This is a genomic window from Streptomyces sp. NPDC006516, assembly GCF_040611875.1.
Classification (GTDB): Bacteria; Actinomycetota; Actinomycetes; order Streptomycetales; family Streptomycetaceae; genus Streptomyces.
The window spans coordinates 332435-357984 of sequence record NZ_JBEXPD010000005.1 but is presented as its reverse complement, the minus strand read 5'-3'; the positions used below and the strand labels follow the sequence as shown (position 1 = coordinate 357984).

Below are 25550 nucleotides of genomic sequence, written 5' to 3'. Positions count from 1 at the left end.
CGCACCCATGACCACGACAGTCACGACGAACAGACGGCACACGGTCGTCGACAGCCCGTACGGGGCGCTCACCCTGGTCGCCACCGACGGGGTCTTGTCCGGCCTGTACATGACCGGGCAGAGGCACCGGCCACCCGAGGAGACCTTCGGCGCACCGGACCACCGGCCCTTCGACGAGGCCGTGCACCAGCTCGACGCCTACTTCGCCGGCGAGCTGACGGAGTTCGACCTGCCGATGCGTCTGGCCGGTACCCCGTTCCAGCGGAGCGTCTGGGCCGAGCTCGTGCGAATTCCGTACGGCGAGACCCGCTCCTACGGCGAACTCGCGGAGAGCCTCGGCAAGCCCGGCGCCTCACGGGCGGTGGGCCTCGCCAACGGAAAGAACCCGATCGGGATCATCGTCCCCTGCCACCGCGTCATCGGGGCCTCGGGGGGCCTGACGGGATACGGCGGCGGGCTGGACCGCAAGCAGCGGCTGCTCGCCTTCGAACGGGGCGCGGAGGCCGAGGTGCCGGCCCTGTTCTGAGCAGGGGCGGGGGCGGTCCGCCCCCGCCCCGCGCAGGGTGGCGGTCTGCCCCGGCCCCGCGGGCTCAGCCCGTGAAGATCTCGACCAGGGACCAGATCGCCAGGCCGAGCATGCAGAGGCCGCCGATGCGCTGCACCGTCTTCAGCGGCACCCGCTTGGCGATGAACCGGCCCGCGAGCAGCGCCAGGGCGGACACAGACATGAGGGCGACCGCCGAACCGATGGCCGTGGACCAGGCCCCGTTGCTCGCGGCGAGGTTCGCGGTGGTGATCTGGGTCAGATCGCCCCACTCGCTGATGAACACCGCCATGAAGGCCGTCGAGTAGACCGGCCAGAAGCCGGTGACCGTCTTGATCTCCTCGTCCTCGTCGTCGTCCCCGCCCCCGCTGCGCAGCAGCATGAACGCGCCGAACCCGAAGAGGGCCGCCGACACCAGCTTGACGGTCCAGTCGGGCAGCAGGCCGATCAGGCCGCCCGCCCCGACGGCGATGGCGACGTGCACGACGAACGCGGAGGACGTGCCGAACCACACGTAGAGGGGCCGCATGCGCGTGCCCATGGCCAGCGAGGCGAACATCGTCTTGTCGGGGAGCTCCGCGAGGAAGATCAGCCCGAAAGCGGTGAGGATCGCCAGGGGGTCGAGATGCATTCCGGGTGGCTTTCTGTGTGTGAGCCGGGCCCCGGGGCCTTCCGCGAAGTGCCACTCGGGCTTTTCGGAGGACCACTCGGCCCGGCATGACCGCAGCGCCCGCGGGCGCGGGCGTGTCATACCTGACCGAAGGTCTCGCCCGCCCGTAAGGATCTACGAGCCCGGCCACCGGGAACCCGAAGGTTCCAGTGTGTCGACGACCGGTTTGCGGGGCTACTCCCCTTCGCAGCCGTCAACGATACCCCATCGGACCTGCGGGGGAACGGATCGGTACAGTCCTCGGGTGATCATCCATGCCGTCCCCGGGAGAGCCCTCCTATGAGCCGCCGCCCCCGCAAGACCGCCGGCACGGGGCCGTCCCTGCCCACGGTGAGCGTCTGCCGGGGCTGCTGCTGCGGCACCCCGAAGATCCCGGGGGTGGATCACGCCGGGCAGCTCGCACAGCTGCGCCGGTCCCTCGACGGTGCCGCCACCGTGCGTGCCGTGGAGTGCCTGGACGCCTGCGAGCACGGAAACGTCATCGTCGTACAGCCCTCGGCCGAGGGCCGCCGCGCCGGCGGACGTCCCGTCTGGCTCGGGCTGGTCAACGACCCGCACGCCGTCGCCGACATCGCCGCATGGGCGGGGGAGGGCGGGCCCGGACTCGCGGACGCGCCGGAGATCCTCGACCTCTACGCCTTCAGTCCTTCCCGCCGCATCCGGGCCGGACTGGACGGTGAAGGGGCTTGAGGGACAGGACCCGGGCCGGCAGGAGAGCGAGGGCCCGGCGCACCGGCGTGGCGCTCGTACTGGCCCTCGGCGGCCTGCTGAGCGGATGCGGGCCCGCCCCGGCGCACCCGAGACCACCCTCGGCCGGGGAAGTACCTTTCTGGCAGGCGGAGTTCGACGGAGCGGCAGCCACCCGTCCATCGGAAGAGTCCTGGACGGCCGAGACCGGCAACCGGGACGCCGAGGGGTGGGGCAACAACGAGCTGCAGTACTACACCGAGGATGCGGCCAACTCCGCCCTCGACGGCGCGGGTCATCTCGTGATCTCGGCCCGGCCGGCGCCCGCCGGATCCGAACTGCCCTGCTGGACGCAGGAGTTCTGCAGCTGGACGTCGGCACGGCTGACCACGGAGGGAAAGGTCGCGCTCACTCACGGACGTGTGGAGGTCCGCGCGAGAATCCCCACCGGCACCGGACTGCTGCCGGCGATCTGGATGCTGGGCGACAACGGAGTCGAGTGGCCCGGGCAGGGGGAGATCGACATCTGCGAGGTGGTCGGCGGAGAACCGCGAACGGTCTACGGCACCGCGCACGGGCCGACCTACTTCAACGAGAAGGGGATCGGCGGCTCCGCCACCCTCGCGGCCGACGCCTCGGGAGCGTTCCACACCTACGCCGTCGACAAGCAACCGCGCCGCATCACCTGGTCCGTCGACGGAGAGCCGTACTTCACGCTGACCCCGTCGAAGCTGCCCGCACCGAGCGACTGGGTCTTCGAACAGGACATGCACCTGCTGCTCGACGTCGCCGTCGGGGGCGACTGGCCCGGCCCTCCCGACACCTCGACGCCCTCCCCGGCGACGATGACGGTCGACTACGTCCGGTTCTACGGCAAAGGCCACGCCTGAAGGTCCGCCGGAGACCCCTTCAGATCCGGCCGGACGCCCCAGCAGCGCTCAGGCCCGGTCGGAGGCCAGCCGCTCCAGCAGCGCGGGCAGCGCGGTCCCGATGGGCTCGCGGACGATCTCCTCGGCCAGTTCGTCGTAGGGGGTCGGCTCCGCGTTCACCACGAGGAGCCGGGCCCCGTGCTCCACGGCGATGCCCGCCAGCGAGGCGGCCGGCTGCACCTGGAGCGTCGTACCCACGGCGATGAACACCTGGCTCGCCTTGGTGATCGCCATGGCCTCGCCAAGCACCTGGGGGTCCAGGCGCTCGCCGAACATCACCGTCGCCGACTTCAGGATCCCGCCGCACACCGTGCACGGCGGGTCCGCCTCGCCGGACTCGACACGGGCCAGCGCGTCCGCCATGGCCGACCGGGCGTGGCACCGGGTGCAGGTCACCTCGCGGGCCGTGCCGTGGAGTTCGACGACCTTGCGGGCGGGCAGCCCGGCCAGCTGGTGCAGTCCGTCGACGTTCTGGGTGATCACGCGCACCGGGGTGCCGGACCGCTCCAGGGCGGCCACCGCGCGATGGGCGGCATTCGGCTCGGCGGCCCAGGTGGCGCTGGTGCGGCGCATCTGCCAGGAGCGGCGGCGGATCTCCGGATCGGACATGTAGAAGTCGTAGGTGACGAGCTTCTCCGCCTCCGGGTCCTTCCGCCAGAGGCCCTGCGGCCCGCGGTAGTCGGGGATGCCGGAATCCGTGGAGATGCCGGCGCCGCTGAGGATCGCGACGAGAGTCATGATCCGAGCCTACGGAGGGCCGGTCCCCGCCGCGACGACATTTACGCCGGGCACCCGTAGGGTGCCGCCCATGGCGAAAATCGAAGTCACCCTGGACGCGGAACTCGTCGTCGAGGTCATGGTGCTCGCGGGGGTCGGCAATCCGCAGGACGCCGTCGAACTGGTCGTACGCGACTACATCGCGCGCGGCCACCGCACCGAGGCCCGGGCCGCCGGGCAGGACGACGCGCGGCGGGAGGCCGACGCCAGGCCCCAGGACCCGCAGGGCTGACAGGGCCCCAGGACCCCCAGGGCTGACAGGCCCCGGGACCCGCGGGGCTGATCCGTCACGCCGTGACCGGGAGGCCGTCCTCGAGTTCCGCCGCCCCCGCACCGGAGTCCAGGACCTCCAGCGCCGCGAGGACCCGTGTCGCGAGCCGGTCCCGCAGGTGACCGGTGAGGTCGGCGCGGTCCACCAGCCGCCAGGACAGGAGCTCGGCCTCCTGGAGCCGGATCGCGTCCAAGCGCTCCTGCGGGAGCACGCCGCCGTCGTAGACGTACGCGACGATCGGCGGGCGCCCCTCGCCTCGCGTCCAGTCGACCGCGAGCATCCGGCCCGGCGCGACGTCGAGGCCGATCTCCTCCGCCGTCTCCCGGCGCGCGGCCTGCCGGGGGCTCTCGCCCTCGTCCGACTCGACCGTGCCGCCCGGCAGCGCCCAGCCCTCCCGGTAGTTCGGCTCCACGAGCAGGACCCGGCCACGCTCGTCCCTGAAGAGCGTCGCGGCCGCGGCCAGTACCCGGGGAAGACCTGCGATGTACGTGGCGTAGTCAGCGGTGGTCATGAGGGCAGCGTAAGGGCAGTTCACGGGCGCGCCACGTGGTTTCGGACAGCCATGGGCAGATCAGGGGTGGTGCGGATAGGGTCGGGTCGGCGCGACTGCCTGTTCGAAAGCAAAGGGATGCAAGGTGACGGACGGAGCAGCGATGAAGACCGCCCACGTGCTCGTGGCGGCGGACAAGTTCAAAGGATCGCTCACGGCGGTGCAGGTCGCGGAGCGCGTGACGGCCGGGCTGCGGCGCGTGGTCCCTGGGGTACGGGTCGAGACCCTGCCCGTGGCGGACGGCGGCGACGGCACGGTCGCGGCGGCGGTGGCCGCCGGATTCGAGCGACGCGAGGCCCGGGTGACCGGCCCGCTCGGCACCCCGGTCATGGCCGCGTACGCGGTGCGTGACACCACCGCGGTGGTGGAGATGGCCGAGGCCTCAGGGCTCCAGCACCTGCCGGCCGGAGAGTTCGCCCCGCTCACGGCGACCACCTACGGCTCAGGTGAACTCCTGGCCGCCGCGCTGGACGCGGGGGCAAGGACGATCGTGTTCGGAGTCGGCGGCAGCGCGACGACGGACGGCGGCTCCGGCATGCTCGCCGCACTCGGCGCGCGCTTCCTGGACGGGGACGGCAAGCCCGTCGGCCCCGGCGGCGGCGCGCTCGGGGACCTGGCCGAGGCCGATCTCTCGGGGCTCGATCCCCGGATCGCGGACATCGATCTGATCCTCGCCAGCGACGTGGACAACCCCCTGACCGGCCCGAAGGGCGCCCCAGAGGTCTACGGACGGCAGAAGGGCGCCACCGAGGACGACATCGCGGTCCTCGACGCGGCGCTCGCCCACTACGCGTCCGTACTGGGCCCCGAGCACGCCGAGCTGCCGGGGGCCGGCGCCGCCGGAGGCATCGGCTACGGGGCGCTGGTCGCCCTCGGGGCCCGCTTCCGGCCGGGCATCGAGGTCATGCTCGACGTCCTGGGCTTCGCTCCCGCGCTCGCCCGGGCCACTCTCGTCGTCACCGGTGAGGGCTCGCTCGACGAGCAGACCCTCCACGGCAAGGCCCCGGCGGGGGTCGCCGCCGCGGCCCGCGCGGCGGGCGTGGAGGCGGTCGCCGTCTGCGGACGGCTCGCCCTGCCGCCGGAGGCGCTGGGCAGGGCGGGCATCCGCCGGGCCTATGCCCTGACCGAGCTGGAACCCGACCCCGCCGTCTGCATGGCGCAGGCAGGTCCGCTGCTGGAACGCGCGGCCGAGTCGATCGCCCGCGACTTCCTGTCCTGACGTCCCGTCATGAGGGGGCTGTCCGCAGGGACCTCCCCCTCATGACCGGGCCGTGGTCAGCCTGAAGGCGTCCAGTGCCAGCGTCATCTCGATCATCTCGCGCGGACGTGACAGCGAGCGCGACGTCAGCCGCTCCAGCCGCCGCAGACGGTTGAGCACGGTGTTGCGGTGGCAGTACAGCCGCCCGGCCGCCCGCCCCGCCGACCCCCCGCACTCCAGCCAGGCGTCCAGCGTCCGCACCAGCAGCGCCCGGTCCGCCGCTTCCAGTGCCAGCAGCGGCCCCAGCACGTCCGCGACCAGCAGGGCCGACAGCTCCGGCTGACTCACCACCAGGGCCGCGGGCAGCCTCTCCTCCAGCCGGACGATCCCCGTCGTGCCCGGCGGGCACGTCAGCAGGGCCACCTCGGCCAGCCTGCGCGCCGTACCCAGCCCGGCCAGACCGTCCGCCACCGGACCTGTCCCGCCCGGCCCCGGACACCGCCGCGCCAGCAGCTCGACGAGCTCCGCCGGTTCCCGGTCACCCAGGGCGACGACCACGATCTCGCGGTCACCCCGTCTGCGGCGGACCAGCCGCAGGCCGTCCGCGTCCATCGCCGCGCCGGCCGGCCCGCCTCCGCCCTCCCGCAGCACCGCCACCACGTAACGGCCCTGCTCGTCCAGGCCGAGACAACTCGCCGCGCGTGCCGCGAGACCCGGCTCGCACCGGCCCTCCAGCAGGGCGTCGAGCAGCACCCGGCCCCGCTCGTCACTGCGCCCCCGCATCTTCTCGCTCCGTCCCGCGGCCCAGCCGCTCCTGGCTGGTGAGGATGCCACCGGCCGTACCGGCGACGACGGCGCGTCGCCCGCCTCTGTGCACGCGCACAACCGGGCCGTTCGAACACTGGTCACCCGCAGCGAGTGCGCCCCGGACCGTGGACGCGCGCCGCGCCCGCTGCTGGTCTGTGGCACCACAACGACCAGTCGGAAGGAGGAGGACGCATGGCAACGCTCGAGATCCGCGAACTGTCCGTGGGCTACGGCCCGGTACGGGCACTGCGCGACGTCTCCGTCGACGTGCCGGCCGGCGCGATCACCGCTGTACTCGGTGGCAATGGCGCCGGAAAGACCACGCTGCTGCGGGCCGTATCGCGGACCCTCGGCTTCCACCGTGGGACGGGTACGGGCACCATCAGCTTCGACGGCCGCCCCCTCGACGGGCTCCGCCCCGCTCAGGTGGTGGCGGCGGGAGTCATCCAGGTGCCCGAGGGACGGCAGGTGTTCGCCCGGATGACGGTGGCCGACAATCTGCGGGCAGGCGCGCTCGGAGCACGCGGCGGACGCAGAGCGGCTGCCACAGCTCTCGACCGCGTACACGAACTGTTCCCGGTGCTCGCCCAGCGAGCCCACCAGCGGGCCGGCCTGCTGTCCGGCGGTGAGCAGCAGATGCTGGCGATGGGGCGGGCCCTCATGGCCGCGCCCCGGCTGCTGCTGCTCGACGAGCCCTCCCTCGGCCTCGCCCCGCTGATGGCGGCGAAGATCGCCGAGACGATCCAGGAGATCAACGCGGGCGGCACCTCCGTCATGCTCGTCGAGCAGAACGCGGCCATCGCGCTGCGGCTCGCCTCCACCGCGTACGTCCTGGACGTCGGCGAGGTCGCCCTCCACGGCCCGGCGGACGAGCTGGCAGCCTCGGACGAGGTGCGCCGCCGCTACCTCGGCGTCGTCGACGAGACGGCCGCCGAGGACGCGGCGCAGGCGGAAGGCGCAGCCCGCGGTCTGAGCAGGTGGTCCGCGTGACGACCGCCCCCGCCGCGCTCACCGTGCGCGACGTGACCGTGCGCTTCGCCGGGCTCACCGCGCTCGACGCGGTCTCCTTCACCGTCGAACCGGGCAGCGTGCACGCCGTCATCGGACCCAACGGCGCAGGCAAGTCCACCACCTTCAACGTGCTCTCCGGCGTCTACCGCGCCACTTCGGGCAGCGTGCACCTCGGCTCCACCGAACTCACCGGCCTCGCACCGCACAGGATCGCCGACCTGGGTGTCGCCAGAACCTTCCAGAACCTCGCGCTGCCCCCGCACGCCACCGTCGCCGAAAGTCTGATGCTCGGCAGGCACCGGCTCACCCGGGCCGGGTTCGTCGCCTCCGGGCTGAGGCTGCCCTCCGCGACCCGCGAGGCGCAGCGGCATCTCGAACGGGTCCGCGAGATCGCCGGGTTCATCGGCCTGGAGAAGGAACTCGACTTCCCCGCCGGGGCCCTGCCCTACGGGAAGCAGAAGCTCGTGGAACTCGGCCGCGCGCTGTGCATGGAGCCCGAGGTCCTGCTCCTGGACGAACCCATCGCGGGCATGACCGCCGACGAGCGCCGCCGGACCGCGGCCGTCGTCGCCGGTGTGCGCGACAGCCTCGGCATCTCGATCGTCATGGTCGAACACGACATGGGGGTGGTGATGCGGCTCGCGGACGCCGTGACCGTACTCGACTTCGGACGCAGGATCGCCGGCGGTACACCCGCCGAGGTCCAGAACGACCCGGCCGTGGTCCAGGCCTACTTGGGGGCGCAGGAATGACCACCTTCATCGAACTCCTCCTCGGTGGCCTGTCCATCGGCTCGGTCTACGCGCTGATCGCGCTGGGCTTCGTCGTCATCTTCAAGGCGACCGAGGTCGTCAACTTCGCCCACGCCTCCCTGCTGCTGGCCGGCGGTTACGTCACCGCCGTGCTCCACGACGACATCGGCTTCTGGCCGGCGCTGGGCGTGGGGATCGCCGGCGCGGCGGTCGTCGGTTCGGCGGTCGAGTTCTTCGTGATGCGCCGCTACCGGGGAAGTGATCAGAGCGTCCTCGCCATCGTCACCATCGGCGTCGACATCCTCCTCACCACCGAACTCGTCCGGCGCATGGGAACCGACGTGATGTCGCTCGGCGACCCGTGGGGGGACGACGTCGTCACCATCGGGGGTGTCACCCTCGCCGAGACCCGCATCGCGGCCTTCCTCGTCGCGGGGCTGCTCATCACGGTGTTCCTGCTCGCGTTCCGCTTCACCTCGTGGGGCGTGTCCATGCGGGCCGCGGCGGAGAACCCGCAGACCGCCGCGCTGATGGGCATCCGTCTCGGCCGGGTCTCCCTGTCCGCCTGGGCGGTCGCCGGAGCGCTCGCCGCCGTCGCCGCACTGTTCCTGACGGTGTTCCCGACCCCCGGCCTCGAACGGGCCACCTCGCTCGCCGCGCTCAAGGCGTTCCCCGCCGCGATCCTCGGCGGCCTCGACTCGACGACCGGGGCGCTCGTCGGAGGGCTCCTCGTCGGAGTCACCGAGTCACTCGCCACCGGCTACCAGAGCGACCTCTCCTTCCTCGGACGCGGCATCGGTGACCTCGCCCCGTACCTGGTGATGGTGGTCGTCCTGCTCGTCCGGCCGGCGGGCCTCTTCGGTACGAAGGAGCTGTCCCGTGTCTGAAGCCACCAAGGACGCCGTCGCGCCCGCCCCTGCCGGGGCCGCCACCACCCCCGCCGGGGAGTCCCTCACCGCCCGGCTGCGCCGCCCGGCCCCGTACCTCTGGCTCGCGGGGTCGGTCCTGCTCCTCCTTCTCCCGTTCTACCTCGACCGGTTCTGGCTCCAGGCAGGGCTGTTCGCGATGGCCGCCGCGATCGGGGCGATCGGGCTGAACCTGCTCACCGGCTCCACCGGCCAGCTCTCCATGGGGCACGCCTTCTTCCTCGCCGTGGGCGCGTACGGCTACTGCATCCTGGGCGGGGAGAGCAGCACGGAGAACGGGCACGCCCTCACCGGGCTCGGCCTGCCCACCTGGCTCGCCGCCGTCCTGGCCGTGCTCCTGGCGGGCGCCGTCGGCGGGCTCTTCAGCCCCATCGCGGGGCGGCTGAGCGGCGCCTACCTCGGTATCGCCACGCTGGCGCTGATCTTCATCGGCCAGCACGTCCTGTTCAACGCGGGCTCACTCACCGGCGGCTTCAACGGCCGCCCGGTGCCGCCCCTCTCACTGTTCGGGTTCACCTTCGACGACGCCGAGGTGGTCGTGGCCGCCGTGCCCTTCCAGTCGTCCGAGAAGCTCTGGTACCTGGCACTGGCAGCGCTCCTGGCCAGCGGGCTCTTCGCCCGCGGGGTGCTGCGCGGCAGGCCCGGCCGCGCGCTCAACGCCATCCGGGACCACCGGATCGCCGCCGGGGTGATGGGCGTGCCCGTCGCCCGGTACCGGGCCGGTGTCTTCGTCCTGTCCTCGATGTACGCGGGCCTCGCGGGCGTCCTGCTCGCGCTGGTCTTCCAGCGGACCGTGCCGGAGTACTTCGGCATGATCCTGTCCCTCGAATACCTCGCCATGATCGTCATCGGCGGGCTGGGCAGCGTGGCGGGAGCCGTCATCGGCGCCGCGTTCGTCTCCCTGCTCCCGCAGGTGCTCACCCACTACAGCGACTCCCTGCCCCTGGTGTCCGCCCCTGGTACGGGCGGCATCGCACCGGGCGAGGCGTCCCGCTATCTGTACGGCGCCGCGGTCGTCGCGGTCGTCCTGTTCCTGCCCGGCGGCATTGCGCGTCTGAAGACTCCAGGGGAGAAGAAGAAATGAAGCTACGTGTTGTCGGAGCCGTCGTCGCGGCTCTCACCCTCACCCTCGCGGGATGCAGCGAGAAGGCGAAGTCGTCGGACGACGGCGGCGCGGACAAGAACGGGGTGAAGGCCGGTGAAGGAGTCACCGACTCCAAGATCACCCTCGGTGCCCTCACCGACATGACCGGCGTGTACGCCTCGCTGGGCAAGAGCGTCACCCAGGCCCAGCAGCTCTGGGTCGAGGAGACGAACAAGGCCGGCGGCATCTGCGACCGGCAGATCGAACTGACCGTCCGCGACCACGGATACGACCCGCAGAAGGCGATCGGAGCCTACACGGAACTCGAACCGAAGGTACTGGGCTTCACGCAGTTCATCGGCTCGCCGTTCGTCTCCGCCGTGGAGTCCCGCATCGACGGCCAGGACAAGGGCATCGTCCTTCCCCAGGCATGGTCGGCGAACCTGGTCGGCTCCAAGTACGTGCGCGTCATCGGTGCCACGTACGACGTCGAGACGATCAACCTGATCGACTTCCTGCTGGCCGAGAAGCGCATCGCCAAGGGCGACAAGATCGGTCACGTCTACTTCGAGGGCGACTACGGCGAGAACGCCCTGGCCGGCTCGAAGCACGCGGCGGCGGAAGCCGGCCTCACCGTCGTCGAGCAGAAGATCAAGCCGACCGACAACGACATGACCGCCCAGGTCTCCGCACTCAAGCAGGCCGGCGTGAAGGCGGTCGTCATCAGCGCGGGACCCCGCCAGGCGGCCTCGCTGGTCGGCGTCGCGGCGGCGACCGGCTTCGACGTGCCGGTCGTCGGCAACAACTCGGCCTACGCCCCGCAGCTGCTGGCGACCCAGGCCGGTGCCGCGCTCCAGAAGGACTACTACATCGGCGCCTCCACCCTGCCCATCGGTGACGCCGGTGCGGGCCCGGCCAAGCTGGCCAAGGCGTACACCGCCAAGTACCCGAAGGACGGCCTCGACAACGGCGTCATCGCCGGATACAACGCGGCATCCGTCTTCGGCGAGGCGCTGAAGAAGGCCTGTGACTCGAAGGACCTGACCCGTGAGGGAGTGGACAAGGCCCTGCTCACCATCAAGGACTTCGGCGGTGACTTCGGGATCTCGCACGACTTCACCGACCCGGCGGCGCCCTCCACCCGGCAGACCGTCGTCATGAAGCCCGACGCGAAGGCCCCGGGCGGCCTCAAGGTGGTCCGCCCGGCCGAAGTGGCTCCGGCCGCCGAGTCCTTCACCCTCAAGCCCTGACGATCTCCCTGCGTGCGACGGGTCCGGCCGATCGGCCGGACCCGTCGTCGTGCCGCGGTTCCGCATGTTTCCCGTGCGGCTTCGACAAGTGAAGATTGTCATGCCCATTGACAGCGCATCCGCCTCGCTGGCTTCATGTGAACAACGAATGGGAGCGCTCCCATGATCCTCTGCCTGCCTTACCCCATGAAAGGCGACGACGGATGAAGTCACCGAAGAGAAGGCCGCTGGGCGCTGCGCTCGCCGCCGCGGTCACCGCGACCGCCCTGCTGATGGCGCTCTCCGGGCCGGGCGCCGCGCAGGCGGCGGACGCGCCCGAGGGCGCGGCGGCCGGTCCCGCGACGGCAGGCACGGCGACGGCCGTCGGTGCCGGCACCGACTGGCTGCACACCGAGGGCAACCGGATCGTCGACGCGCGGGGCAACCGGGTCTGGCTGACCGGCGCCAACTGGTTCGGCTTCAACGCCACGGAGCGCGTCTTCCACGGCCTGTGGTCCGCCAACCTGGACACCGTCACCCGGCAGATGGCGGAGCGGGGCATCAACATCATCCGTGTGCCGATCTCCACCCAGCTCCTGCTGGAGTGGAAGGACGGCCGCGCGGCCGCCTCCAGCGCCGTCAACACATGGGCCAACCCCGAACTCGCGGGCAAGACCACGCTGGGCGTCTTCGACGCGTTCCTCGGCGTGGCGGAGAAGTACGGCATCAAGGTGATGCTCGACGTCCACAGCGCTGAGGCCGACAACTCCGGGCACGTGTACCCCGTGTGGTGGAAGGGCGCGATCACCACCGAGCAGTTCTACTCGGCCTGGGAGTGGGTGACCGACCGGTACAAGGCCAACGACACCCTGGTGGCGATGGACGTCAAGAACGAACCCCACGGCAAGCAGTCCGACAGCCCCCGGGCCAAGTGGGACGACTCCACCGACCAGGACAACTTCAAGCACACCTGCGAGACCGCCGGCAAGCGCATCCTCGCGATCAACCCGCACGTCCTCGTCCTGTGCGAGGGCATCGAGATCTACCCCAAGGACGGGACGAACTGGTCCTCCACCTCGGCTGCCGACTACCACGGCATGTGGTGGGGCGGGAACCTGCGCGGGGCCAAGGAGCACCCGGTCGACCTCGGCGCGCAGCAGGACCAACTGGTCTACTCCCCGCACGACTACGGACCGCTGGTGTACCAGCAGCCCTGGTTCCAGGGCACGTGGAACCGCACGACTCTGGAGCGCGACGTCTGGGACCCCAACTGGCTCTATCTGCACAAGGACGGCACCGCGCCGCTGTTCGTGGGGGAGTGGGGTGGCCACCTCGACAACGGACCGAACCAGAAGTGGATGACCGCCCTGCGCGATCTCATGGTGGAGAACGGCATCCACCACACCTTCTGGTGCCTCAACCCCAACTCCGGTGACACCGGTGGACTGCTCGGCTACGACTGGGCGACCTGGGACGAGGCCAAGTACGCCGTGCTCAAGCCCGCCCTGTGGCAGTCGGGAGGGAAGTTCGTCAGCCTCGACCACGAGGTCAGGCTCGGCGGCCCGGCCAGTACCACCGGCATCTCCCTGAGCGATCTCTACGGCGGCTGAGACCCGCCGCCCGCCCGGCGCACCATCCCGATGACCGCCCTGGGGTGCCGATGAAACCCCACCGCCTCGGCACCCCAGGGCTCTCCACCTCCCACGCCCGGCGCGCCGGGCGTGGGAGTCAGCCTTCCTGCCGCAGGGCGTTGATCAGCAGCAGGGCGATGTCGTCGTTCCCGGGCGTGTAGCGCCTCGCGTACCGCACGAGCGTGTCGGCGACGGAGTCCATGTCCTGGTCGAGAGCCAGGGCGAAGTGCTCGGCGAGGTCGGCCGTGGCGTCGTCGAAGTCCACGCCCGGCGCCTCCACCAGCCCGTCCGTGTACATCGCGAGCGTCGCGCCGGGGGGCAGCGGGACGTGCGCCGTCGGGTAGCGGGAGGCGGGGTCGATCCCGAGCAGCAGACCGGGCGGCAGATCGAGCACCTCCGTCTGACCGTCCGGCTGCCTCAGCAGCGGCGCCGGATGTCCCGCGGTGGCCAGGCAGGCGCTGTGCCCCGCGAGGTCCAGCTGGACGTACAGGCAGCTGGTGAACAGCCCCGGGTCCAGGTCGGTGAGCAGACGGTTGGTGCGCGCGAGGACCTCGTCCGGCGGCGCGCCGGCGGAGGCGTGCACGGCGGTGCGGACCTGCCCCATGAGCGCGGCGGCGTTCACGTTGTGGCCCTGTACGTCGCCGATGGCGGCGGCGGCCGTGGTGTCGTCGAGCCGGATCAGGTCGTAGAAGTCTCCGCCGATGCCCATGCCCCGGGTCGACGGGAGGTAGCGGGCGGCGACGTCCAGTCCGGTGATCGAGGGGAGGGTCTGCGGCAGGAGGTGCGCCTGCAGGCTGTGCGCCAGCCGGTTCTTCGTGTCGTACAGGCGTGCGCGGTCCAGCGCCTGCGCCAGCAGCCCCGCGATCGAGGTGAGCAGGGCGCGTTCCTCCGGATCGAAGGGATGAGGGCGGTCGTAGGCGAGGACCAGCGAGCCGACCGGGTGGCCGGAGACGATCAGCGGCAGAAAGGCGCAGGAGCCGACCACGTTGCGCAGTCCCGCACGCGGATAGGCGCGCTCCAGATCGTCGAAGGTCGGGAAGAAGTCCGGAATGCCCGTCGTCAGCACATGCGCGGCCGGCGTGGCCGAGGTCAGCGGGGCCCCGTCGAAACGGTCCATGAGTGTGGGCCGGCTGCCCCGGCGGCCCTCGACGCGCAGCCGCCCGTCCGCCGAGGTCATCACCACGAGGGTCTGGACGCGGAACGCGGGCATCAGCTGGTCGCCCGCCAGCTCGATGACGTCCTGCGTGCCGACGGCCTCGGTGAGCGTCGCCGCGAGATGCATCAGGTGGTAGAGAGCGGTCGCACGGCTGGGCACGGCCGCGGAAGGCGGCAGTGAAGGGGGAGGGGCGTCGACGGGACCGGGTTCGGAGGTGGGCATGATGCGCACGCTGATGCCGGTGGCGTTCGGGAACAGCCGGAACGACAGCCACTGGTCCGGTGGCCTCAGCACGGTGAACGAGGTCTTCTGGCGGCTGATGACGGCTGCCCGGTAGTGGTCCTCGACGGAGGGGTCGTGCAGCCAGGGGAGCGACACCCAGGGCAGGGTGCCGTACACCTCGTCCGCCGGTGCGCCCAGCAGTGCCGCGGCGGCGTCGTTCAGGTAGGTGACCGTCCCGTCCAGTGCCAGCGCACAGCTTCCGCCCGGCAGACGCTGGACGAATTCCATGACGGCGGCGGCCTCCACCCGCTCGGGCTCGGGCGGCTCCGGCGGAGGAAGTACGCGGGGCTGGCTCCCCGCCTCGACCGGGTAGCCGTTGCTCGCGGCCTGCCGCAGGAGCGTCCCGATGCCGTTGCACCCCCGGAGCAGGGCCGCGCGCTCGTCGGACCTCAGCTGCGGGGAGTGGGACCCCGGCCACATCAGTACCAGGCCGCCCTTCTCGGCGGTGCCGGTGTGCAGCGGGGCGGCGGCCAGCGCGAACTGGTACGGCAGGACGAGCGCGGGGCGCGGATAGCGGCGGGCCAGTTCCTCCTGGCTGCCGAGCCAGATCAGGCAGCCCAGGCGCACGGCGTCCGCCACCGGGATCGGAGCGGACAGCGGGACCCGGGTCCAGGGGAAGGCCAGCGGTGCCGGCACCCCCGCGAGCAGAGCCAGGCGCAGAGTCGTGTCGTTCTTCGGCAGGAGATACAGCATGACCACGGACGCGCCCGTCTCATGCATGACGTGGGCCACGGCGCTGTCCAGCAGCTCCGTGCCCGAGCCCGAGGCGGCGACAGAGGGGGCGAAGTCCTGCACGCCTTCCAGCCTCTCCCGTCAGGGACGGCCGCGCACCCGCTGCAGGACACGGCGCCGAGGTAGTCCGGCCCCTACACTCGGTGTACGAGCGCGCGCGCTCGGTGTCCGTCGCCCTGACCCGAGCGGGCCGGGGTCGCACGGGCAGGCCGGGGAAGGGGTGCGGCGCCCCTGACCTCGCACCCGACAGCACCGTACGCGCGAGGGCCCGGATGCTGGGGAGCATCCGGGCCCTCGTCGTCGCGTTCCGCCTGCTTACGGGAGCTGTGCCGCCCGCGCCTCGCGGCGGTTGTCACGGAAGGTGTTCACCCGCCGCGCCGTGGCGAAGAGCGGGATCACCGCCCCCAGGACGACCTGCAGCGCACAGCCGGTCTGGAGGAGCAGCTGACCGCCGGGCGCGTCGAACGCCCATGCGGCGAGGAGTCCCATGGCGGCCACGATCCAGCTGAGCATCGCCACCGCGAGGACACCCCGCGGCTTCGGGTACTCGACCCGGCTGACCATCAGCCACGCCACGCCGATGATGGCGAGCAGCGTCGGCACGAAGGGCAGCTCCAGAAGCACGATCGATACGACCGTGAGCGCTCCGAAGGGGCTCGGCATGCCCTGGAACATGCCGTCCTTCAAGGTCACGCAGGAGAACCGCGCAAGCCTGAGCACCACCGCCAGCAGCACCACGATCGCCGCCAGCGCGGAAACCCGCTGGTGGGCGTCGTCCGCGACCATCCCGTACACCAGGACGAAGTACGCCGGGGCGAGCCCGAAGCTGATGAGGTCGGAGAGGTTGTCCAGCTCCGCACCCATCGGCGAGGAGCGCAGCTTGCGCGCCACGAGGCCGTCGAAGAGGTCGAACACGGCGGCCATGAGCATGAGGATCACCGCGGTGGCGGCGGAGTGCCGGGCCATGCCCGACTCGTCGCTGCCCGTGAGATGCGGGATGAGGATCCCCGTGGTGGTGAAGTACACCGCCATGAAGCCGCACGTGGCGTTACCCAGGGTGAGGGTGTCCGCTATCGACAGCCTCATGGACAGAGGCATGTCCTCCGTGCCGTCGGCGTCGTCGTCATCGGCGGCCTCGGGCACCCAGCCCGCCTGGGTATCCGGATCAATCACGGTCAATTCGAGTCACCCCCGCGGTGGTGGCCTGGCCGACCTCGACCGCGACGTCGACACCTTCCGGAAGGTAGATGTCCACGCGCGAGCCGAAGCGGATCAGACCGATGCGTTCGCCCTGCTCCACCTTCGTGCCCTGCGGGATGTAGGGGACGATACGACGGGCGACCGCTCCCGCGATCTGCACCATCTCGATGTCGCCGAGCTCGGTGTCGAAGTGCCAGACAACGCGTTCGTTGTTCTCGCTCTCCTTGTTGAACGCCGGTACGAACCCGCCGGGAATGTGCTCGACCGAGGTCACGGTGCCCGAGAGCGGAGCCCGGTTGACGTGAACATTCAGCGGGCTCATGAAGATCGCGACGCGCGTACGCCCGTCCTTCCACGGCATGATGCTCTGCACCACGCCGTCGGCCGGCGAGATGACACGACCCTGGGTGATCTCGCGCTCGGGGTCGCGGAAGAACCACAGCATGCCCGCCGCGAGCGCGGTGGTGGGCACGGCCACGGCGGCCCAGCGTCCGGACTTGCGGGCCCGGGCGAGGCTGAGTGCCGCGGTGGCGACGGTCGGGAGGAGCCACGGCGATGCTCCGCGGGCGAGGCGGACCCCGCCGCGCGTTGCAGGGATTTGGCTGTCGGGCATGGATGACCTTCGTAGCGGATGATGCCGCGCTGGCAACGGGGGGACGGCGGCTTTCCGGCGATGCTATCGGGTGAGAGCGGCAACTGGGCAAGCCAGCAGCCGAGTCGGACAGCTGAAAGGCTCCGGACGGGGATGACTCGGTGTGATGTTCTTCGCCACCAAATCACCCCGAAAGGGGCATTCAGCCCTGGAGCCGGTACTCCTCGAGCAGCCGGCGACCGATGATCATTTTCTGGATCTCGGCGGTACCTTCACCGATCAGCAGCATCGGGGCCTCGCGGTAGAGGCGCTCGATCTCGTACTCCTTGGAGAAGCCGTAGCCGCCGTGGATACGGAAGGCGTCCTCGACGACTTCCTTGCAGTACTCGGAGGCGAGGTACTTCGCCATCCCTGCCTCCAGGTCGTTCCGCTCCCCGGAGTCCTTTTTGCGTGCTGCGTTCACCATCATCGCATGGGCGGCTTCGACCTTGGTGGCCATTTCGGCCAGTTTGAACTGGATCGCCTGGTGCTGGGCGATCGGCTTTCCGAAGGTCTGGCGCTGCTGGGCGTACGAAACACCCAGTTCGAACGCACGCTGTGCGACGCCGCAGCCACGCGCGGCGACATTCACGCGTCCTACCTCGACACCGTCCATCATTTGGTAAAAACCACGGCCGGTCGTGCCGCCCAGTACGCGATTGGCCGGAATGCGCAGTCCGTCCATGATGAGTTCGGTCGTGTCGACGCCCTTGTAGCCCATCTTGTCGATCTTCCCCGGGATCGTGAGACCGGGGCGGACCTGGCCGAAGCCGGCCTCCTTCTCCACGAGGAAGGTGGTCATCGACTTGTGGGGCGCCGTTCCCTCGGGGTGTCCTTCGTCACTCCGGCACAGCACGGCCACCAGGGTGGACGAGCCGCCGTTCGTCAGCCACATCTTCTGGCCGTTCAGGACGTACTCGTCGCCGTCCTTCACGCCCTTGGAGCTGATCGCGGAGACGTCGGAGCCCAGGGCCGGCTCGGACATGGAGAAGGCGCCCCGCACCTCGCCCAGGGCCATCCTCGGCAGGAACGTGTCCTTCTGCTCCTGCGTGCCGTGCTGCTTGAGCATGTAGGCCACGATGAAGTGCGTGTTGATGATGCCGGACACGCTCATCCAGCCCCGGGCGATCTCCTCGACGCACAGCGCGTACGTCAGGAGCGACTCGCCCAGACCGCCGTACTCCTCGGGAATCATCAGCCCGAACAGGCCGAGTTCCTTGAGTCCTTCGACGATGTCCGTCGGGTATTCGTCGCGGTGCTCCAGCTGGGTCGCGACGGGAATGATCTCCTTGTCGACGAAATCCCGGACCGTCGAGAGGATTTCCCGCTGGATATCGGTCAGGCCGGCGGTCTGCGCGAGTCGGCTCATGGCTACTTCTCCCCGTTCTTGCTCGACGGCTGGTTCAGCTCCGGGCGGCCGGGCTGTTCTCCGCCGCGCTCCTTGATGTACGTCTCGGTGGGGACCATCACCTTGCGGCGGAACACGCAGACCAGCGTGCCGTCCTGCTTGTAGCCCTTTGTCTCCACGTGAACGATGCCGCGGTCGTTCTTCGACCTCGACGGCGTCTTGTCGAGCACGGTCGTCTCGCCGTAGATCGTGTCGCCGTGGAAGGTCGGCGCCACGTGCTTCAGCGACTCCACCTCCAGATTGGCGATCGCCTTTCCGGAGACGTCCGGCACCGACATGCCGAGCAGCAGTGAATAGATGTAGTTGCCGACGACGACGTTCTTTCCGAAATCGGTCGTGCTCTCGGCGTAGTTGCTGTCCATGTGCAGCGGGTGATGATTCATGGTCAGCAGGCAGAAGAGGTGGTCGTCGTACTCCGTGACCGTCTTTCCGGGCCAGTGCTTGTAGACAGCACCGACCTCGAACTCCTCATAGGTGCGTCCGAACTGCATGTCAGGCCTCCGGGGCTTCGAACTTGGAGGTGCGCCGCATCCCCGCCGCGCGGCCCTTGCCCGCGATGACCAGGGCCATCTTGCGGCTTGCCTCGTCGATCATCTCGTCGCCGAGCATCGCCGAGCCCTTCTTGCCGCCCTCCTCCGAGGTGCACCAGTCGTAGGCGTCCAGGATGAGCTCGGCGTGGTCGTAGTCCTCCTGCGAGGGTGAGAACACCTCGTTCGCGGCGTCCACCTGGCCGGGGTGCAGGACCCACTTGCCGTCGAAGCCGAGCGCCGCCGCGCGGCCGGCGACCTCGCGGTACGCGTCCACGTCGCGGATCTGGAGGAACGGGCCGTCGATCGCCTGGAGGTCGTGGGTGCGGGCGGCCATCAGGATGCGCATGAGGATGTAGTGGTACGCGTCCGCCGGGTAGCCGGGCGGCTGCTGGCCGACGACCAGGGTCTTCATGTTGATCGAGGCCATGAAGTCGGCGGGGCCGAAGATCAGGGTCTCCAGCCGCGGCGAAGCGGCGGCGATGTCGTCGATGTTCACCAGGCCCTTGGCGTTCTCGATCTGCGCCTCGATGCCGATCCGGCCCACCTCGAAGCCCATAGTCTTCTCGATCTGGGTCAGCAGCAGGTCCAGCGCGACGACCTGCTGGGCGTCCTGGACCTTCGGCAGCATGATGCAGTCGAGGTTCGGGCCGGCGCCCTCGACGACCGTGATGACGTCGCGGTACGTCCAGTGCGTCGTCCAGTCGTTGACCCGCACGACCCGGGTCTTCCCCGTCCAGTCGCCGTTGTTGAGCGCGTCGACGATGTGGTGCCGGGCGCCCTCCTTGGCGAGCGGCGCGCAGGCGTCCTCCAGGTCCAGGAAGACCTGGTCGGCCGGGAGGCCCTGGGCCTTCTCCAGGAAGCGCGGGTTGGAGCCGGGGACCGCCAGGCACGAGCGGCGCGGACGGAGCCGGTTCACAGAGGCCGAGTGGGGCGCGGCGGAGCCGCCCGAAATCGGGGTGATGGCGGGCGCCGGGCTGGGCGTGGTCATGCGGGGACCTCCAGAGGGTCGAGCTTGTTCGCTTTCCGGATCTCGTCGACGATACGGCCGATGATTTCCGTGATGCCGAAGTCCTTCGGTGTGAAGACGGCGGCGACACCGGCGGTGATGAGGGCCCGCGCGTCGGCCGGCGGAATGATGCCGCCCGCGATGACGGGAATGTCCGGCGCGCCGGCGTCACGCAGCCGGTTGAGCACGTCCGGCACCAGCTCGGCGTGCGAGCCGGACAGGACGGACAGGCCGACGCAGTGCACGTCCTCGGCCAGCGCGGCATCGGTGATCTGCTCGGGAGTCAGCCTGATCCCCTGGTAGACCACCTCGAAGCCCGCGTCACGCGCGCGCACGGCGATCTGCTCGGCACCGTTGGAGTGTCCGTCCAGGCCGGGCTTGCCGACCAGCAGACGCAGCCGTCCCACGCCCAGGTCCCCGGCGGTGCGGGCCACCTTCTCCCGTACCAGGGCGAGCGGGGTGCCGGGCTCGGCGTTGACCGCCACCGGCGCGGACGAGACGCCCGTCGGGGCCCGGAACTCGCCGAACACGTCGCGAAGGGCCCAGGCCCACTCGCCCGTGGTGACGCCCGCCCGAGCGCACTCGACGGTCGCCTCCATCATGTTCTCGGTGCCCGCAGCAGCCTTCTTCAGGGCCGCCAGCGCCTCGGTGGCGCGCGCCTCGTCGCGGTTGTCGCGCCACTCGTGCAGCGCGGCGACGACCCGGGCCTCGTTCTCCGGGTCCACCGTCATGATCGCGGCGTCGAGATCGGCGGTCAGCGGGTTCGGTTCGGTCGTCTCGTAGATGTTGACGCCGACGATCTTCTCGTCACCGCCCTCGATCCTGGCCCGCCGGGCAGCGTGCGAGGAGACGAGTTCCGACTTGAGGTAGCCGGACTCGACGGCCGCCATCGCGCCGCCCATCTGCTGGATCCGGTCGATCTCGGCGAGCGAATCGGTGACCAGCTCGTCGACCTTGGCCTCGATGACGTGGGAGCCCGCGAAGATGTCCTCGTACTCCAGCAGATCGCTCTCGTGCGCCAGTACCTGCTGTATGCGCAGCGACCACTGCTGGTCCCACGGGCGCGGCAGCCCGAGCGCCTCGTTCCAGGCGGGCAGCTGCACGGCGCGGGCACGGGCGTCCTTGGAGAGGGTGACGGCCAGCATCTCCAGCACGATGCGCTGGACGTTGTTCTCCGGCTGTGCCTCGGTCAGCCCCAGGGAGTTGACCTGCACCCCGTAGCGGAAACGGCGCTGCCTGGGATTCTCGATCCCGTACCGCTCACGTGTGACCTGGTCCCAGATGCGCCCGAAGGCACGCATCTTGCACATCTCCTCGATGAAGCGGACACCCGCGTTCACGAAGAACGAGATGCGGGCGACGACATCCCCGAACCGCTCCTCGGGCACCTGCCCGGAGTCGCGTACGGCGTCGAGCACCGCCACGGCCGTGGACATGGCGTACGCGATCTCCTGGACCGGCGTGGCTCCCGCCTCCTGCAGGTGGTAGCTGCAGATGTTGATCGGGTTCCACTTCGGGATGTGGTTGACCGTGTACGTGATCATGTCGGTCGTCAGACGCAGCGACGGACCCGGCGGGAAGACGTGCGTACCCCGCGACAGGTACTCCTTCACGATGTCGTTCTGCGTCGTGCCCTGGAGCCTGCCGGGGTCGGCGCCCTGCTCCTCGGCGACCACCTGGTACAGCGCCAGAAGCCACATCGCGGTCGCGTTGATCGTCATCGACGTGTTCATCTGCTCCAGGGGGATGTCCTGGAACAGCCGCCGCATGTCACCGAGGTGCGAGACGGGCACGCCGACCCGGCCCACCTCGCCGCGGGCCAGGACGTGGTCCGGGTCGTAGCCCGTCTGCGTGGGCAGATCGAAGGCGACCGACAGACCCGTCTGGCCCTTGGCGAGGTTGCGCCGGTAGAGCTCGTTGGACGCCTCGGCGGTCGAGTGACCGGCGTACGTCCGCATGAGCCACGGGCGGTCCTTCTGACGTTCGGTCATCGTGGACCTCAGACGTTGCGGAAGCGGTTGATGGCGTCGATGTGCTGCTCGCGGAGCTCCGTGTCGCGCACGCCCATGCCCTCACGGGGGGCGAGGGCGAGGACGCCGACCTTGCCCTGGTGGAGGTTGCGGTGGACGTCGTACGCGGCCTGGCCGGTGTCCTCGAGGGAGTAGACCTTGGAGAGCGTCGGGTGGATCTTGCCCTTGGCGATCAGGCGGTTGGCCTCCCAGGCCTCGCGGTAGTTGGCGAAGTGGGAGCCGATGATGCGCTTGAGCGACATCCACAGGTAGCGGTTGTCGTACTCGTGCATGTAGCCCGAGGTCGAGGCGCAGGTGGTGATGGTGCCGCCCTTGCGGGTGACGTAGACCGAGGCGCCGAAGGTCTCGCGGCCCGGGTGCTCGAAGACGATGTCGATGTCCTCGCCACCGGTGAACTCGCGGATGCGCTTGCCGAAGCGCTTCCACTCCTTCGGGTCCTGGGTGCGCTCGTCCTTCCAGAACTTGTAGCCGTCCGCGTTGCGGTCGATGACCGCCTCGGCGCCCATCGACCGGCAGATGTCGGCCTTCTCCGGGCTGGAGACGACACAGATCGGGTTGGCACCGCCCGCCAGGGCGAACTGCGTGGCGTAGGAACCGAGCCCGCCGCTCGCGCCCCAGATCAGGACGTTGTCGCCCTGCTTCATGCCCGCGCCGTTGCGCGACACGAGCTGGCGGTAGGCGGTCGAGTTGACCAGGCCCGGAGCCGCGGCCTCCTCCCAGCTGAGGTGCTTCGGCTTCGGCATCAGCTGGTTGGACTTGACGAGGGCGATCTCGGCGAGGCCGCCGAAGTTCGTCTCGAAGCCCCAGATCCGCTGCTCGGGGTCGAGCATCGTGTCGTTGTGGCCGTCGGAGGACTCCAGCTCGACCGAGAGGCAGTGCGCGACGACCTCGTCGCCCGGCGCCCAGGCGTTGACGCCCGGGCCGGTGCGCAGGACGACGCCCGCGAGGTCGGACCCGATGGCGTGGTACGGCAGGTCGTGGCGCTTGGTGAGCTCGCTCAGCCTGCCGTAGCGCTCCAGGAAGCCGAAGGTCGAGACCGGCTCGAAGATCGAGGTCCAGACGGAGTTGTAGTTCACCGAGCTGGCCATCACGGCGACGAGCGCCTCGCCGGGCCCGAGTTCGGGAACGGGCACCTCGTCCAGGTGCAGCGACTTGCGGGGGTCCTTGTCGCGGCTGGCGAGGCCGGTGAACATCTCGGCCTCGTCCTTGTGCACGGTCACCGCGCGGTACGACTCGGGGATGGACAGGGCCGCGAAATCAGCGGCCGTGCTGTCCTGCGATTGGATCGCGTCCAGGATTTCCTTCACGGTGATGCCTCCGGCAGATCGGGTGTCCGGGCGTCGAGGGAACGCTCGGAGTACCCCTGTGGGCAGGGGTGCGGTGCGGTGTGGAGGTGTGCCGTCGGTTCGGCGGGTGGTGCTGGGGCCTGCTCGGTGGAGCAGAAGGTTTGCCTGTGACGCAGGCGCCCGGGCGCGCGGACACGTGGTTCGCGGGGACAGCCGGCGTACGAGAGATCTCTGCACGCCGGCCGCCCGGACACCATCAACGTATGGCACTGCGTGACAGCTGGCAAGGCACCCAGTGCCAACAATTTCTCTCAGTTGTCATCTCGTAGGCACGCATGAGCAACATCATGGGTGGTATGTCGTGTTGATCCCACTTCCGCGCAGGCTATGGCGCGGTGCGATACACGTACGGCGTCGTCGTGCCCCGTGGGCGATCAGCGCCCGGCAGGCGTCCGCGTGGAGCCGACCGGTCCGTCCGGCGCGTCAACGGCCCGGCTCGGGGCACACGAAAGTGATCTTGATGTGGCCGTCGACGGAACAGGGGTGGGCGCGGGATGGGTACACGCATACGCAGAGGCGGGCGCGGGGTCCGTGGGCGCGCGTTCGACCTACGGCGTACGGCCGTGGGCTTCGTCTTCCTCGCCCTCATGGTCTGCGGTGCCGGCCTGGCCGTCCGCGCCGCCCTGGCGACCGCCGAGCGGCACCCGGTGCTCGCCGGGCTCTCCCTCGCCGCGCTCGTGGCCGGGGTGGTGGCGCTCCTGCGCGTGCGGCGGGGGCGCAGGGCGGCGGCCGAAGCGGCGGCGGCAGCGGTCGAGGCGGCGTACGAGGTCGTGGACGCCGCCCTCGAGGAGCCGGCCGGTGCCGTCCGCGCCGACGATGCCGCCGGCACGGTCCCGGCGCCCGAGCCGGTCCGTCCGGTCGACTACGCGGCCATGGACCCGTACGACTTCGAGGAGGCCGTGGCCGCGCTCTGCCGCCGCGACGGCTGCCCGGACGCCGAGGTCGTCGGAGGCGCCGGCGACCTGGGCGCGGACGTGGTCGCCACCACTCCGGACGGACGCCGCCTGGTCGTGCAGTGCAAGAGGTACACGGACGGCAACAAGGTCGGATCGCAGGATCTCCAGCGGTTCGGCGGCACCTGCTACGCGGTCCACGGTGCCGAGGCCGCCGTCGTGGTGACCACGGGGGACTTCACCGAACCGGCGCTGGAGTACGCCGAGCAGTGCGGCATCGTCTGTGTCGGTCTCGACGAGCTCACCGCCTGGAGCGAGGGGACCGCGCCCCCGCCCTGGTACGCGGAAGCGACCGTACAGCCGGCCGAGGGCTGACCGGCGGGACCTCGCCCACCCGCTCAGTGCCCCCCGAGGGTCCGCCGCGCTCAGTGCTCCTTCAGGGCCCGCTGGATCGTCCGCATGACCTCGTCCAGGGGAGCGTCCGTACGGGCCACCGCGACCAGGACGTCGCCCTCCGTGGACACCGACGCCGCGGGGGCGGCCGCGGGCTCGGCGCCCGCGGTCCGGCCCGCCCCGATCCCGGTGCCGAAGGTGTCCCGGACGATCGCGAAGGCGTGGTCGAGCTGGGCCTCCACGTCGCCGTGCCCGTCCGCCCGCAGCCAGCGCCGCAGCACGTGGTTGTGCGCGGTGACCACCGCGGAGGCGGCCACCTCGGCGAGAAGCGGGTCGTCGTTGCCCACATGGTGGTCGCGCTCGTCGAAATGGCCCAGCAGATAGCGCGTGAAGAGCCGTTCGTAGCGGGCCACCGAAGCGATCTCGGCCTCCCGGAGCGTCGGTACCTCGCGGGTCAGCTTGTACCGCGCCACGGACACCGCCGGCTTCGCCGCGTACATCTTCATGACTTCTTTGATGCCCCGGCACACCGTGTCGAGCGGGTGCTCGTGCGCCGGTGCGGCGTTGAGGACGGCCTCGGCCCTGACGAGGGTGTCGTCGTGGTCCGGGAAGATGGCCTCTTCCTTGGAGCGGAAGTGGCGGAAGAACGTGCGCCGGGCGACCCCCGCGGCGCCAGCGATCTCGTCGACCGTCGTCGCCTCGTATCCCTTGGTGGCGAAGAGTTCCATCGCCGCCGCCGCCAGTTCGCGGCGCATCTTGAGCCGCTGGGCGGCGGCCCGGGTGCCTGCGGCACTCTCCGGGGCGTCCGTCGCGGCGGAGGAACGGGGGGACTTGGCGGGTTGGGACATGAGGTGAACGTAACCCATCGGTGCGGGGG

25 protein-coding genes are annotated in these 25550 nt (G+C 70.5%); 12 read left to right on the top strand and 13 right to left on the bottom strand.

From position 1 onward, the window contains the following. The first annotated feature begins 7 nt into the window (after positions 1-7). Positions 8-526, top strand: coding sequence for a methylated-DNA--[protein]-cysteine S-methyltransferase (locus ABZY45_RS17970; protein ID WP_356741002.1), 519 nt, complete (start codon positions 8-10; stop codon positions 524-526). Positions 527-590: 64 nt separating this feature from the next. Here the strand turns inward: ABZY45_RS17970 and ABZY45_RS17965 are convergent, their stop codons facing one another. Next, positions 591-1175 carry a TMEM165/GDT1 family protein gene (locus tag ABZY45_RS17965; protein ID WP_356741000.1) on the bottom strand — a complete coding sequence of 195 codons (585 nt, stop codon included), beginning with the start codon at positions 1173-1175 and terminating at the stop codon, positions 591-593. Positions 1176-1493: 318 nt separating this feature from the next. Here ABZY45_RS17965 and ABZY45_RS17960 point away from each other — a divergent pair, with 318 nt between their 5' ends. Further along, positions 1494-1904: a (2Fe-2S) ferredoxin domain-containing protein gene (locus tag ABZY45_RS17960; RefSeq protein WP_356740998.1), complete on the top strand. Its 411-nt coding sequence runs from the start codon at positions 1494-1496 to the stop codon at positions 1902-1904. Then, on the top strand, positions 1901-2791 hold the full coding sequence (locus tag ABZY45_RS17955) for a glycoside hydrolase family 16 protein (RefSeq protein ID WP_356740996.1): 891 nt from the start codon (positions 1901-1903) through the stop codon (positions 2789-2791). Before ABZY45_RS17960 ends, ABZY45_RS17955 begins: the two co-directional genes overlap by 4 nt. 48 nt (positions 2792-2839) lie before the next feature. On the opposite strand, the gene ABZY45_RS17950 is transcribed toward ABZY45_RS17955, so the two are convergent. Continuing rightward, the gene (locus ABZY45_RS17950; RefSeq protein ID WP_356740994.1) at positions 2840-3568 is read right to left on the bottom strand and encodes a Sir2 family NAD-dependent protein deacetylase; all 729 of its coding nucleotides are present in this window, start codon (positions 3566-3568) and stop codon (positions 2840-2842) included. A 70-nt stretch (positions 3569-3638) separates the two neighbouring features. Here ABZY45_RS17950 and ABZY45_RS17945 point away from each other — a divergent pair, with 70 nt between their 5' ends. Next, entirely contained in the window at positions 3639-3839 is a 201-nt protein-coding gene (locus ABZY45_RS17945) for a DUF2191 domain-containing protein (RefSeq protein WP_356740992.1), read from the top strand. Positions 3840-3894: 55 nt separating this feature from the next. On the opposite strand, the gene ABZY45_RS17940 is transcribed toward ABZY45_RS17945, so the two are convergent. Beyond that, positions 3895-4389: an NUDIX hydrolase gene (locus tag ABZY45_RS17940; RefSeq protein WP_356740990.1), complete on the bottom strand. Its 495-nt coding sequence runs from the start codon at positions 4387-4389 to the stop codon at positions 3895-3897. 142 nt (positions 4390-4531) lie between these two features. Here ABZY45_RS17940 and ABZY45_RS17935 point away from each other — a divergent pair, with 142 nt between their 5' ends. Next, positions 4532-5647: a glycerate kinase gene (locus ABZY45_RS17935; RefSeq protein WP_356741095.1), complete on the top strand. Its 1116-nt coding sequence runs from the start codon at positions 4532-4534 to the stop codon at positions 5645-5647. Positions 5648-5686: 39 nt separating this feature from the next. Here the strand turns inward: ABZY45_RS17935 and ABZY45_RS17930 are convergent, their stop codons facing one another. Next, positions 5687-6409: a helix-turn-helix domain-containing protein gene (locus ABZY45_RS17930; protein WP_356740988.1), complete on the bottom strand. Its 723-nt coding sequence runs from the start codon at positions 6407-6409 to the stop codon at positions 5687-5689. 216 nt (positions 6410-6625) lie between these two features. Here ABZY45_RS17930 and ABZY45_RS17925 point away from each other — a divergent pair, with 216 nt between their 5' ends. The 6 genes from ABZY45_RS17925 to ABZY45_RS17900 all read left to right on the top strand — a co-directional run bounded on the left by ABZY45_RS17925 (position 6626) and on the right by ABZY45_RS17900 (position 13045). Beyond that, positions 6626-7423, top strand: a complete 798-nt coding sequence (locus ABZY45_RS17925; protein WP_356740986.1) for an ABC transporter ATP-binding protein — start codon at positions 6626-6628, stop codon at positions 7421-7423. Continuing rightward, positions 7411-8196, top strand: coding sequence for an ABC transporter ATP-binding protein (locus tag ABZY45_RS17920; protein WP_356740984.1), 786 nt, complete (start codon positions 7411-7413; stop codon positions 8194-8196). The genes ABZY45_RS17925 and ABZY45_RS17920 overlap by 13 nt, the downstream gene beginning before the upstream one ends. Then, the gene (locus ABZY45_RS17915; RefSeq protein ID WP_103514469.1) at positions 8193-9083 is read left to right on the top strand and encodes a branched-chain amino acid ABC transporter permease; all 891 of its coding nucleotides are present in this window, start codon (positions 8193-8195) and stop codon (positions 9081-9083) included. Before ABZY45_RS17920 ends, ABZY45_RS17915 begins: the two co-directional genes overlap by 4 nt. Continuing rightward, positions 9076-10206 (top strand): branched-chain amino acid ABC transporter permease, encoded by a 1131-nt coding sequence (locus tag ABZY45_RS17910; RefSeq protein ID WP_356740981.1) that lies wholly within the window; start codon positions 9076-9078, stop codon positions 10204-10206. The genes ABZY45_RS17915 and ABZY45_RS17910 overlap by 8 nt, the downstream gene beginning before the upstream one ends. Then, a complete protein-coding gene (locus ABZY45_RS17905; RefSeq protein WP_356740979.1) occupies positions 10203-11456 on the top strand; it encodes an ABC transporter substrate-binding protein in 1254 nt (417 codons plus the stop codon). Before ABZY45_RS17910 ends, ABZY45_RS17905 begins: the two co-directional genes overlap by 4 nt. Positions 11457-11659: 203 nt before the next feature. Further along, the gene (locus ABZY45_RS17900; RefSeq protein WP_356740977.1) at positions 11660-13045 is read left to right on the top strand and encodes a glycoside hydrolase family 5 protein; all 1386 of its coding nucleotides are present in this window, start codon (positions 11660-11662) and stop codon (positions 13043-13045) included. A gap of 118 nt (positions 13046-13163) precedes the next feature. On the opposite strand, the gene ABZY45_RS17895 is transcribed toward ABZY45_RS17900, so the two are convergent. The 8 genes from ABZY45_RS17895 to ccrA all read right to left on the bottom strand — a co-directional run bounded on the left by ABZY45_RS17895 (position 13164) and on the right by ccrA (position 23348). Beyond that, positions 13164-15299, bottom strand: a complete 2136-nt coding sequence (locus tag ABZY45_RS17895) for a GAF domain-containing SpoIIE family protein phosphatase (RefSeq protein ID WP_356740975.1) — start codon at positions 15297-15299, stop codon at positions 13164-13166. 252 nt (positions 15300-15551) lie between these two features. Beyond that, on the bottom strand, positions 15552-16379 hold the full coding sequence (gene pssA / locus ABZY45_RS17890; RefSeq protein WP_356741093.1) for a CDP-diacylglycerol--serine O-phosphatidyltransferase: 828 nt from the start codon (positions 16377-16379) through the stop codon (positions 15552-15554). Positions 16380-16401: 22 nt separating this feature from the next. After that, a complete protein-coding gene (locus tag ABZY45_RS17885; RefSeq protein ID WP_356740974.1) occupies positions 16402-17049 on the bottom strand; it encodes a phosphatidylserine decarboxylase in 648 nt (215 codons plus the stop codon). A 181-nt stretch (positions 17050-17230) separates the two neighbouring features. After that, positions 17231-18436: an acyl-CoA dehydrogenase family protein gene (locus tag ABZY45_RS17880; RefSeq protein ID WP_356740972.1), complete on the bottom strand. Its 1206-nt coding sequence runs from the start codon at positions 18434-18436 to the stop codon at positions 17231-17233. A gap of 2 nt (positions 18437-18438) precedes the next feature. Further along, entirely contained in the window at positions 18439-18966 is a 528-nt protein-coding gene (locus ABZY45_RS17875) for a MaoC family dehydratase (RefSeq protein WP_267078201.1), read from the bottom strand. A gap of 1 nt (position 18967) precedes the next feature. Continuing rightward, positions 18968-19921 (bottom strand): CoA ester lyase, encoded by a 954-nt coding sequence (locus ABZY45_RS17870; RefSeq protein ID WP_356741092.1) that lies wholly within the window; start codon positions 19919-19921, stop codon positions 18968-18970. A 68-nt stretch (positions 19922-19989) separates the two neighbouring features. Further along, positions 19990-22002, bottom strand: a complete 2013-nt coding sequence (locus ABZY45_RS17865; protein ID WP_356740970.1) for a protein meaA — start codon at positions 22000-22002, stop codon at positions 19990-19992. A gap of 8 nt (positions 22003-22010) precedes the next feature. Beyond that, positions 22011-23348 carry a crotonyl-CoA carboxylase/reductase gene (gene ccrA / locus ABZY45_RS17860; protein WP_356740968.1) on the bottom strand — a complete coding sequence of 446 codons (1338 nt, stop codon included), beginning with the start codon at positions 23346-23348 and terminating at the stop codon, positions 22011-22013. A 533-nt stretch (positions 23349-23881) separates the two neighbouring features. Here ccrA and ABZY45_RS17855 point away from each other — a divergent pair. Continuing rightward, positions 23882-24655 (top strand): restriction endonuclease, encoded by a 774-nt coding sequence (locus ABZY45_RS17855; protein WP_356740967.1) that lies wholly within the window; start codon positions 23882-23884, stop codon positions 24653-24655. Between the two features lie 50 nt (positions 24656-24705). Here ABZY45_RS17855 and ABZY45_RS17850 read toward each other — a convergent pair whose 3' ends face one another. Further along, positions 24706-25521: a TetR family transcriptional regulator gene (locus ABZY45_RS17850; protein WP_356740966.1), complete on the bottom strand. Its 816-nt coding sequence runs from the start codon at positions 25519-25521 to the stop codon at positions 24706-24708. Positions 25522-25550: the final 29 nt, after the last annotated feature.